Genomic DNA, 10,773 nt, shown 5'->3' on the forward strand with positions numbered 1-10,773 from the left:
TTGGTCCAGGCTAGCGGTTGAAGCTCTCTTGGAGCCGGTAGCGCAGGTGTGTATGACGCTTGGAGGCGCCCACCGCGCCCAGGCCTATGGAAAGGGCCTTCTTCGCGCCCAGAATCACGGCCAGTTTCCGGGCGCGGGTCAGGGCGGTGTAGATGAGGTTTCGCTTGAGCATCACGAAATGTTGCGTGACCACGGGCATCACCACGGCGGGGTATTCGCTGCCCTGGGACTTGTGCACGCTCACGGCGTAGGCCAGGGCCAGTTCGTCCAGTTCGGAAGACTCGAAGGGCACGATGCGGCCGTCGAAATCCACCGTGAGCGACTGTTCACGGGGATCGGCCTCCACGACCCACCCCAGGTCGCCGTTGAAGATGTCCTTTTCATAGTTGTTGCGCATCTGCAAGACCCTGTCGCCCACGCGGAAGCGCGACTTCCCCCGGACCACCTCCCGGCCGCGGGGGTTGAGCCGGGCCTGGAGCAGCTCGTTGAGGGCCTGGGCTCCCACCTCGCCCTTGTGCATGGGCGAGAGCACCTGGATGTCGCGCAGCGGGTCGAAGCCGTAGGTGCGCGGGATGCGCGTGGACACCAGGTCGATGATGCGCGCCTGCACGTCCAGGGGGTCGTCGCACTCCACCCAGAAGAAATCCGCGTCCGGGGGCGGCTTGGGCGACTGCACCGGCAGCTTGCCCTCGTTCACCCTGTGGGCGTTGACCACGATCATCGATTCCAGGGCTTGCCGGTAGATGTGCGTCAGGCGCGCCTGCTCCATGGTTTCGGAGTCGAGCAGATCGCCCAGAACGTTACCGGGGCCCACGGAGGGCAGCTGGTTCACGTCGCCCACCAGCACCAGACGCGCCGTGAGGGGCAGGGCGCGCAGGAGGTTCAGGAAGAGGCTCACGTCGAGCATGCTGGCCTCGTCCACCACCACCACGTCGGCCTTGAGCTTCTTCTCCTCGTTGTGGGAGAATCTGCCCCCGGGTTCCGAGCCCAGGAGCCGATGCAGGGTGGAGGCCGGAAAGCCCGTGGCCTCGCTCATGCGCTTGGCGGCGCGTCCCGTGGGGGCGCAGAGCTTCACCTTGAGGCCCAGACGGTCCAGCACGCGCACCACCGCGCGGGTGATGGTGGTCTTGCCCGTGCCCGGACCGCCGGTGATGATGAAGGTCTTGCCCGAACAGGCCTGGGAGACCGCCAGATGCTGTTCGCTGGAGAGTGTGATGCCCGATTCGGCCTCCACGGCGGGCAGGGTCTTGGCCACCTTCTCCGAGAGGGAGGCCGCCGGGTGGCTGGCGATGGCGTGGAGGCGCTCGGCGATTTCTCGCTCCCAGTTGTAGAAATGGGTGAGGTAGACGGCCTCCTCGATGCCCTGCTGGGGCAGATTCACCACGCGCACGCGCTTCTGCACGGCCAGGTTTTCCAGGGCCTCGTCCAGCAGGTGCGCGCCCACGCCGCCCAGCAGGGCGTCCACGCGTTCCAGGAGCTTGTCGCGGGGCGCGAAGAGGTGGCCCGAGTCGGAGAGGTTGAACAGGCCGTAGACGATGGCCGCCTCCAGGCGCTGGGGGCAGTCGTGTGCGAAGCCCAATTTGAGGGCCATGGCGTCGGCGGTCTTGAAGCCGATGCCCTGGATCTCGTGGGCCAGCCCGTAGGGGTTCTCCTTGAGCTTGTGCACCGCGCCCGCGCCGTGGTGCTTGAAGATGCGCTGGGCGAAGGTGGTGGGCACGTCGTGGGTCTGGAGGAAGAGCATGAGCCCGCGCACCTCGCGCTGCTCGTTCCAGCTGTTGGTGATCTTCTCCAGCACGCGGGGCGTGACGCCCTTCACCTTCAGGAGCTTTTCGGGCGTCTCGTCCAGCACCTCCAGCACCTTGTCGCCGAAGGCCTCCAGGAGCTTGCCCGCCAGCACCGGCCCCACGCCCTTGATCTGTTTGGACTCCAGGTAGCGCTTGATGCCCGTGAGCGAGGCCGGCATCTGCTGTTCGAAGCGCTCCACCGCGAACTGGCGTCCGTATTGCGGGTGGGTGGTCCACTCGCCCGCGAGCTTGAGCGTCTCGCCCGGGGTCACCTGGCCCATCACGCCCACGATGCTCACCGTGCCGGGCTCGCCGGGCACGCGCACCTTGGCCACCAGCCAGCCGGTGGAGTCGTTGAAGAAGGTGACGGTGTGCACCTCGCAGGTGATTTCGCTGGGCATGGGTCCTAGACGTTCTGGCGGTGGATCATGGACTGTTTGAGCGTCTCGCGGTCCACGTACTTGACCTCCGCGCCCAGGGGGATGCCCTGGGCCAGGCGGGTCAGGCGCACGCCCGGGTGGGAGCGCTCCACGAGGTTTTTCACGAAACTCGCCGTGGCCTCGGCCTCCAGGGTGGAGCCCAGGGCCAGGATTACCTCCTGTACCGCGCCTTCGGAAAGGCGGGCCTGGAAGCGGTCGAACTCCAGGCTGCCGGGGTCCACGCCGTCCAGGGGCGAGAGCAACCCGCCCAGGATGAGGTAGCGGCCCTTGTAGAGGCCGGTCTCCTCCAGGGAGAGCAGCGAGTCCCACTCGCTCACCAGGCAGAGCTGCTCGGCGTGGCGGGCGGGGTCGGCGCAGATGGGGCACGGGTCGGACTCGGCCAGCCCGGCGCAACCGGAGCACAAAAAGAGGTTCTCGCGCAGGTCGTGGATGGCGCGGCCGAGGCCCTGGGTGCGGGCCTTGGGCCACTTGAGCAGCGTGAGCGCCGCGCGCAGCGCGGACTTGGGGCCTAGCCCCGGTAGCGAGGAGAGCTCGGCCACCAGGTCGGCCAACGGCTTGGGCAGTGCTTTCATGAATGTCCGGTTCGGGTTGTCGGGCGCCTCCGCGCCCGCGTGGCGGGCCGCCGGGGAACTTGCGCCCCCACCGGCCCGTCGGCTTCATGGACCGGCCGTCAGGGCCGCCCTCGGGCGTGGGCCGGAGGCCTTGTCCGCGCACTCCATCACGGCGCGGACAAGACGACGCCGGGAAACAAGCGGACCGCGGCGCGCTTCGAACGTCCCGGCATCTCCCCCGCGAGACGCTAGAAAAGCCCCGGGATCTTCAGGCCGCCGGTGAGGCCCGCCATCTCGGACTGCTGGAGGTCGCGCGCCTTTTTGAGGGCGTCGTTGACCGCGGCCAGCACCAGGTCCTGGAGCATGTCCACGTCCGCGGGGTCCACCACGGACTTGTCGATGGCGATGGACACGATGTCCTGCGCGCCGGTGGCCACCACGGTGACCATGCCGCCACCGGCGGTGGCCTCCACGGTGCGCTTCTTCATGTCTTCCTGGATCTCCTGCATCTTGCGCTGCATCATCTGAGCCTGACGCAGCATGTCACCCATGCCTTTCATGGTTTCCTCCGGTGGTGGTTTCGGGCGTTACGCCTTGGAGCGCACGTCGATGATGTACGCTCCCATGGTTTCGCGCGCCTCCTGGAACAGGGCGGAGTTCTCGGCCCTGGTCCTGAGTTCTTTCTGGGAAAGCTGCGCCCTGGGCGCGGCGGCCCCGAAGCGGATGCGCACGGGCCGGGCGAAGTAGGCGTCCGCCAGGGCCTGGAGCGCGGCCAGGTTCTGGCGGTTGTCCTTGAACTGGCGCAGCTGGAAATCGTTGCCCTCCACGTGGAGCCCGCCGTCCTCGTAGATCCCCGAAAGCTGGGAGACGGCCACCTTGAGGGGCGCGTTCTCGCGCAGCTCGTGCCGGGCGTGGGCCACGAACCCTTTCCACGTGGCCGGACCGAGGGGCTTGGCCGTGACGGCCGGGATCTCCCGGGGCTGCTCGAAGTCTTCGGCGTCGGGCTCCGCGTCGGGGTCCTCCGGGTCGGCCGGGGCATGGACCGCCGCCGGGGACGCCGGGGCCGAAGGCCTGGGCGGAACCGCCCCCTGGGCCTGGCCGGGCGCGCCGTAGGGGCCTGGGCGCGGAGCGGCCTGGGCGTCCGGCCGCGTCGGAGGGATGTAGCGTCCGCCCTGGGGCTGCGCGCCGAAGGGCGGCTGGACTCCGTGGGGGGCCGGTCGCGACGGCGCGGGCCGGGGCGCGGCGTTCTGTCCGCCCGGACCCTGGGCTGGCGCGGATCGCGCCTCCAGGGCCTCCAGGGAGAGGAGCCTTGGCACGTAGGCCAGGTTGAGCAACAGAAGCTCCAGCGACATGGCCGGCTCCAGGCTGGTCATCACGCGGCGCTGGCCTTCCAGGGTCATCTGCCAGCAGGCGTGGATGTGCCGGGCGTCGAAGAGCTGGGCCCAGGCGAGCCATTGCCTGCCCTCCTCCTCGGTGAGCTCCAGGGTGGAAAGCGCCTTTTCGCCCGCCTGGTTCAGAAGGAACATGTCGCGCCAGCAGGCGGCCAGTTCGCGCAGGAAGAAGCCGATGTCCAGGCCCCGGTCCAGCACGGAGCGCAGCACGCTGCTCACCTCCAGGCAGTCCTGGTCCTTGAAGGCCTGCATGAGGGCCAGGAAGACGTCCTGACCGGCCAGACCCAGCACGTCGCGCACGTCCTGCTCGCGCAGGGTCTCTCGGCCCATGGCCAGCACCTGGGCCAGGAGCGACATGGAGTCGCGCACGCTTCCCGCGCCGCGCCGGGCGATGAGGCTCACGGCCGGGGGCTCGAAGGCGATCCCCTCGCGGTCGAGCAGCGCGCCCAGGTGCGCCTCCAGCTCGGGCTGGAGCAGCCGCTTGAACACGTAGTGCTGGCAGCGGCTGACGATGGTGGGCAGGATCTTGTGGGGCTCGGTGGTGGCCAGGATGAACGTGACGCGCCCGGGCGGCTCCTCCAGGGTCTTGAGCAGGGCGTTGAAGGCCGCCTTGGAGAGCATGTGGGCTTCGTCGATGATGAAGACCTTGTAGCGGCTCTGCAGGGGCGCGTAGCCGATGTCTTCCTTGAGGCGGCGGGCCTCCTCCACGTTGCCGTGGGTGGCGGCGTCGATCTCCACCACGTCGGGCGAGACGCCCGCGGTGATCTGGCGGCACTGGGCGCACTCGTTGCAGGGCTCCGGCGTGGGGGCCTTGAGGCAGTTGAGGGCCTTGGCCAGGACGCGGGCAAGGGTGGTCTTGCCCACGCCGCGCGTGCCGGAAAAGAGGTAGGCGGCCGCGACCTTGTCCTCTGCCGAGGCGCGCGAGAGGATGGTCTTGACGGCTTCCTGCCCTGCAACCTCGCTGAAGCGCTGGGGCCGGTATTTGGCGGTAAGGCTCTGGCTGGACATGGTGGATGCCGGGGAAGGGGCGGCCCTCCCCCGGCGATGGATCTTCTAGAGTTCGTAGCCCGAGAGCCAGGAGGCGTACTTGGTGTTCTCGCCCTTGACCACCTTGAAGAACTCCTTCTGAATGGCCTTTGCCACCGGACCGGCCTTGCCCTGGCCGATCACGCGGCGGTCGAGCTCCCGGATGGGGGTGATCTCGGCGGCGGTTCCGGTGAAGAAGGCCTCGTCTGCGGTATAGAGTTCGTCGCGGGTGAAGCGCGACTCGCGCACCTCGTAGCCCAGGTCCCTGGCCAGGGTGATCACGCAGTCGCGGGTGATGCCCGAGAGGATGGAGGTCAGCGGCGGGGTTTTGATCACGCCGTCCACCACCATGAAGATGTTTTCGCCCGAGCCCTCGGAGACGTAGCCCTCGGTATCGAGCAGCAGGCCTTCGTCGTAGCCGTCGGCCAGGGCCTCGTTCTTGGCCAGCACGGAGTTGACGTAGTTGCCGCAGACCTTGGCCTTGGTCATCATCACGTTGACGTGGTGGCGCGTGAACGACGACGTGCGGATGCGGATGCCCTTCTCCAGGGCCTCGTCGCCCAGGTACGCGCCCCAGGGCCAGACGCAGATGGCCGTGTGGATGGGGTTCTTGCCCGGGAACACGCCCATGGACTGGCCCGTGCCGATGAAGGCGATGGGGCGGATGTAGCCCTCGGCCATCTTGTTGGCCTTGAGCGTCTGGAGGATGGCCTCCGTGACCTGGGCCTCGGTGTAGGGGATCTTGATCTCCACGATCTTGGCCGAATCGAAGAGCCTGTGCACGTGCTCGGCCAGACGGAACACGGCGGAGCCGCCGCCCGCTCTCTTGTAGGCCCGAATGCCCTCGAACACGCCCACGCCGTAGTGCAGCGTGTGGGTCATCACATGCACCTGGGCCTTTTCCCAGGGCACAAGCGCTCCATCGAACCAGATCAGCTCGGATTTCGGCGACATAGGTTCCTCTTTGATTAGGATCATACGGACACGGGACGTGCCGGGCCTGAACGGTTACGGATAGGCAAAACACCCGTCCAGGTCAAGGCGGGCGCGGAGCCTCCTGGCGCGGCCACGGCCTGTTTTCCGAAAGCCGACGCGCTGTTGCCTTCGCGGCCACCAGCGGGTACTAAGCGGCCGCGCGGCACTCCATCGCGCCCACTCCACCCCCCGAGGAACCGGCCGTCATGAGCCTTCCCCCCATCGGTCCGGGCCTGCCCTGGCTGGCCCCCCTGGCCGGATATTCAGACCTGCCCTTCCGCCTGCTCTGCCGGGAATACGGGGCCGCCTGCGCCGTCACCGAGATGGTCAGCGCCAAGGGCCTGGTGTTCCACTCCCACGGCACGCGCGACCTCCTGAACACCCTGCCGGGCGACGCCCCCCTGGTGGTGCAGCTCTTCGGCTGCGAGCCCGAGATGTTCGAGCGCGCCATGGACCACCTTCTGGAGCACGGCTACGAATACTTCGACCTCAACTGCGGCTGCTCCGTTCCCAAGGTGGTCAAGGCCGGGTGCGGCTCGGCGCTCATGCGCGAGCCCGCGCTGCTGCGCGAGATCGTGCGGGTCATGGCCGCCAAGGCCGGTCCCGGCCGGGCGGGCGTCAAGCTGCGCCTGGGCTGGGGCGAGCCCGAGCCCCTGGTGTTCGAGCTGGCCCGGGCCCTGGAGGACGAGGGCGCGGGCTGGCTCACCCTGCATCCCAGGCACGCCCGCCAGGGCTATTCGGGCACGGCGGCCTGGGAGCACCTGGCGCGGCTCAAGGCCCAATCCCGCGTGCCCGTGATGGCCAGCGGCGACCTCTTCAACGCCTACGACGCAAGGCGCTGCCTGGACGCCACCGGCGTGGACGGCGTGATGTTCGCCCGGGGCGCGCTCTACGATCCGGCCGTGTTCCGCCACTTCCTGTCGGGCACGCTGGCCGCGCCCTCCGGGCCGGAGATCGCGAGGCTGGTGCGGCGCCACGCCGAACTCATCCGCGTGCACGGCAGGCCCGAGAAGTCTCTTCTGCGCATGCGCTCCATCGTGCCGCGCTATGTGCGCGGACTCCTCGGCGCGCGCGCGTTGCGCCAGGAGGCGTCATCGTGTACTTCGTGGGAGCGCCTGGAGGAGATCGTGGAGGCCATCGCCGCCTCGGCTTCCGCGCCCGGCGGGTTGCACGGGGCGCACATCAGGGAGGAATGGGATGGACGTTCTTAGGGCCGAGACGGCCGGATTCTGCATGGGGGTCGACCTGGCCCTGCGCAAGCTCGACAAACTTCTGGCCGGCAACGCGTCCGAGGCGCCCATCTACACCTTCGGCCCGCTCATCCACAATCCGCAGGTGCTCAGGGAATACGCCCAGCGCGGCGTGCGCCTCTGCGAGGACCCCGAAGTCATCGAGCCGGGGGCCGTGGTGCTCATCCGCGCCCACGGCGTGCCCAAGGGCGTGTTCGAGCGCCTGCGGGCGCGCGGGGCCATCATAGCCGACGCCACCTGCCCCAAGGTGACCAAGGCCCAGAAACTCATTGCCCGGCAGGCCGACGAGGGCGGCATTCTCCTGCTCTACGGCGAGGAAGCCCACCCCGAGGTGCGCGGCCTGCTCTCCCACGCCTCCCACGGGGCCATCATCTTCGACAGCCTGGCAGAACTGCAGGGCCACACCCTCGACCGGGCCGACTCCTACTTCCTGGCAGCCCAGACCACCCAGGACGAAGAGGAGTTCGAGCGCATACGCGACCACCTCTTCACCACCCTGGGCCGCGCCATCCCCGTGCTGCACACAATCTGCGACGCAACCCAGAAGCGCCAGGCCGAAGCCATCGCCCTGGCCCGGTCCGTTGACTTCATGGTGGTGGTGGGCGGGCGCGAATCCGGCAACACCCGCCGTCTGGCCAAAGTGGCCCAATCCCAGGGCACGCCGTGCGCCCTGGTGGAGACCGCCGCCGAACTGCCGCTTGAAAAGATGCGCGGGCTCTCCCGCATCGGCTTGACAGCGGGGGCGTCTACCCCCAAAAAGATTATCGATGCCGTGGAATCGGCCCTGCGCACGCTCTAGACCTGGAGGACTTCAATGGCCCAGACCAACATTCTCTTGGAAGCCGGCACAAACGAACTCGAAATCGTCGAGTTCTTCCTCGACGAGGCCTTGCCCGAGGACGCCCCGGCCGACAAGAAGTCCTACAAGGGCTACTACGGGGTCAACGTGGCCAAGGTGCTGGAGATCATCCGGTTGCCCAAGATCACGGCCCTGCCCGAGGTGTCGCACCCCTCCGTGCTTGGGGCGTTCAACCTGCGCAACCACATCATCCCCCTGGTGGACCTTTCGGTCTGGCTGGACAAGAACCGCGTGGAACTGGAATCGCCCAAGGTGATCGTCACGGAGTTCAACAAGGTCACCACGGCGTTCATGGTCTCGGGCGTCACGCGCATCCACCGCCTTTCGTGGGAGGCCGTGGAGCCGCCCAACAACTACGTCTCCACCCTTTCGGGGGAATCCATCACGGGCGTGGTGAAGCTCGAGGACCGCATCGTCTTCCTGCTCGACTTGGAAAAAATCGTGGCCGACCTGAACCCCCAGCTGGGCCTGCGCCTGGACACCAGCATCGACTGGCGCTCCAGCAACCGCTACCGCGCCCTCATCGCCGACGATTCGGCCCTCATCCGCGAGATGTTGCGCGACCTCATGGAAAAGGCCAACTTCGACGTGGAGGTGGTCACCACAGGCCTCCAGGCCTGGGAGCGCCTGCAGATCCTCAAGCAGAAGGCCGAGGAAGAAGGCAAGGACATCACGGACTACGTGCAGGTGGTGGTTTCAGACATCGAAATGCCCACCATGGACGGCCACAACCTCACCAAGCGCATCAAGGACGACCACATGCTGCGCGTGCTGCCCGTGCTGTTGTTCTCCTCGCTCATCACGGACAAGCTGCGTCACAAGGGCGAGGCCGTGGGCGCGGACGATCAGATCTCAAAGCCCGAGGTGAGCCAGCTGGCCCTGCGCGCCAAGAAGCTCATCGAGGAGCGGCTGACCGACTAACCGACCCCCCCCTCAATAAAACGAAAACGCCCGGCGGGCCCTGCCTGCCGGGCGTTTCTTCGTTCCGTTCCGGTCGCGAGCGCCGGTGCTTCTCCTTGCGTGTGTAAACCGTGCGGTCGCGCTGCGCGCGCGACGGCGGGGCCTGCTTCTTTCGGATGGTCACGTCCTCCTCGCGGATGACGATGACCGTCTTGCCTGCGGGCATGTTCCACCTCCTGCGGGTTGGGTTCGCGCCCACTGGGCTGCCGTTTCTTTGGTCCAGTATGGAACGTCGAGTCCTTTCATGCTATGCCTCCATTGCGTCGCGATCGTAACGGAGAGGGGATGGACTTTTTCAATGAACCATGTCGCCCCTTTGTGATGCATCTCCCTGAATGAGGGACGGGCCATTCCGTCAACCGTCAGATGCTCTCCACGAGTACCGTGCCCAGTTTGCGGCCCAAGAAGCGCTCGCCAACCTCCCTGAAGCGCTGGGGCACGTCGGTGACGTGGAAGACGTGCTCGGGTTCGCCAGGGCCGGGGTTTTCCAGGTCCATGGCCCGCAAAAGGTCCTCCACGCGCTCCGAAACGGCCTCCGCCGAATCCACCAGACGCACGCCCTGCCCCATCACCGAGGCCAGCATGGGCTTGAGCAGCGGATAGTGCGTGCAGCCCAGCACCAGAGTGTCCACGTTCTGGGCCAGGAGCGGGGTGAGGTATTCGAAGGCAGTGAGTCGCGTCACGGGGTGGTCCAGCCAGCCCTCCTCCACCAGGGGCACGAAGAGGGGGCAGGCCTGGGCCGCGATGAACATGCCCGAATCGTCGTGACGCTCGATGGCCTCCAGGTAGGCCCCGGAAGCGATGGTGGAGGGGGTGCCTATCACGGCGATGCGGCGGTTGCGCGTGCGGGCCACGGCCGTGCGCGCCCCGGCGTCGATCACCTCCAGCACCGGCACTGGCGATATGGCGCGGATTTCTTCATAGGCCACGGCCGCCATGGTGTTGCAGGCGATGATGAGCATCTTCACGTCCCTGGCCAGCAGGAACTCCGCGATCTGGCGCGCGAAGCGGGCCACGGTGTCGGGAGATTTCACGCCGTAGGGCACGCGGGCCGTGTCGCCAAAATAGACGATGGATTCGCGGGGCAGACGCTCCATGACCGCGCGGGCCACGGTGAGCCCGCCCACGCCGGAGTCGAAGATGCCGATGGGCGAGGATGGTGCGAAATGCATGGTGTTCCATTTCCCTGATGATGACTGCCCGGGTCTGACCACACACCGCGAACGACCGCAACCACTTTCTCTCCTGCGGAAGTCTCCATTGACGAATCGTGTATGGCGCGCTTCTACTGGAATGAATGGATAGTGGAACCCTGAGCCTGGGCTAACGGTCGGGGCCTCTGGGCAGTATCCCGCCCGCGAGTTCGAGTATTGAGCAGGTCGCCCGTGGAGGAGGAGGGGTTGCTGAGGTTGCAACAAAGCAAGCCGCCCGCTCGAAAGAGCGGGCGGCTTGTTTAAAGGATCCTGGCAGCGACCTACTTTCCCACCAGCGGTCCTGGCAGTATCATCGGCGAAGGAGGGCTTAACTTCCGAGTTCG

Annotated in this window: 9 protein-coding genes; 3 read left to right on the plus strand and 6 right to left on the minus strand. The window is 67.3% G+C overall.

Features of this window, described 5'->3' with window-relative positions:
* Window positions 1–10: 10 nt before the first annotated feature.
* The 5 genes from recD2 to NNJEOMEG_RS18755 all read right to left on the minus strand — a co-directional run bounded on the left by recD2 (window position 11) and on the right by NNJEOMEG_RS18755 (window position 6,146).
* A complete protein-coding gene (recD2, locus tag NNJEOMEG_RS18735) occupies window positions 11–2,185 on the minus strand; it encodes an SF1B family DNA helicase RecD2 (RefSeq protein ID WP_173086996.1) in 2,175 nt (724 codons plus the stop codon).
* Between the two features lie 5 nt (window positions 2,186–2,190).
* Window positions 2,191–2,796 carry a recombination mediator RecR gene (gene recR / locus NNJEOMEG_RS18740; protein ID WP_173086997.1) on the minus strand — a complete coding sequence of 202 codons (606 nt, stop codon included), beginning with the start codon at window positions 2,794–2,796 and terminating at the stop codon, window positions 2,191–2,193.
* A 227-nt stretch (window positions 2,797–3,023) separates the two neighbouring features.
* Window positions 3,024–3,335: a YbaB/EbfC family nucleoid-associated protein gene (locus NNJEOMEG_RS18745; protein WP_173086998.1), complete on the minus strand. Its 312-nt coding sequence runs from the start codon at window positions 3,333–3,335 to the stop codon at window positions 3,024–3,026.
* Between the two features lie 27 nt (window positions 3,336–3,362).
* A complete protein-coding gene (gene dnaX, locus NNJEOMEG_RS18750) occupies window positions 3,363–5,174 on the minus strand; it encodes a DNA polymerase III subunit gamma/tau (protein WP_173086999.1) in 1,812 nt (603 codons plus the stop codon).
* Between the two features lie 45 nt (window positions 5,175–5,219).
* Window positions 5,220–6,146: a branched-chain amino acid transaminase gene (locus NNJEOMEG_RS18755; protein WP_173087000.1), complete on the minus strand. Its 927-nt coding sequence runs from the start codon at window positions 6,144–6,146 to the stop codon at window positions 5,220–5,222.
* 227 nt (window positions 6,147–6,373) lie between these two features.
* Between NNJEOMEG_RS18755 and NNJEOMEG_RS18760 the strand changes: the two genes are divergently transcribed.
* From NNJEOMEG_RS18760 to NNJEOMEG_RS18770, 3 genes are read left to right on the plus strand one after another with little or no spacing between them, the layout of a single operon-like run.
* Window positions 6,374–7,378 (plus strand): tRNA dihydrouridine synthase, encoded by a 1,005-nt coding sequence (locus NNJEOMEG_RS18760; protein ID WP_173087001.1) that lies wholly within the window; start codon window positions 6,374–6,376, stop codon window positions 7,376–7,378.
* Window positions 7,365–8,216, plus strand: coding sequence for a 4-hydroxy-3-methylbut-2-enyl diphosphate reductase (gene ispH / locus NNJEOMEG_RS18765; protein ID WP_173087002.1), 852 nt, complete (start codon window positions 7,365–7,367; stop codon window positions 8,214–8,216). Before NNJEOMEG_RS18760 ends, ispH begins: the two co-directional genes overlap by 14 nt.
* Window positions 8,217–8,231: 15 nt before the next feature.
* Complete coding sequence (locus NNJEOMEG_RS18770; protein ID WP_173087003.1) at window positions 8,232–9,197, plus strand: chemotaxis protein; 966 nt, start codon at window positions 8,232–8,234, stop codon at window positions 9,195–9,197.
* A 401-nt stretch (window positions 9,198–9,598) separates the two neighbouring features.
* Here the strand turns inward: NNJEOMEG_RS18770 and murI are convergent, their stop codons facing one another.
* The gene (murI, locus tag NNJEOMEG_RS18775) at window positions 9,599–10,408 is read right to left on the minus strand and encodes a glutamate racemase (protein WP_173087004.1); all 810 of its coding nucleotides are present in this window, start codon (window positions 10,406–10,408) and stop codon (window positions 9,599–9,601) included.
* Between the last annotated feature and the right edge of the window lie 365 nt (window positions 10,409–10,773).

The sequence above is a fragment of the Fundidesulfovibrio magnetotacticus genome, assembly GCF_013019105.1.
In the GTDB taxonomy this organism is placed as follows: domain Bacteria; phylum Desulfobacterota; class Desulfovibrionia; order Desulfovibrionales; family Desulfovibrionaceae; genus Fundidesulfovibrio; species Fundidesulfovibrio magnetotacticus.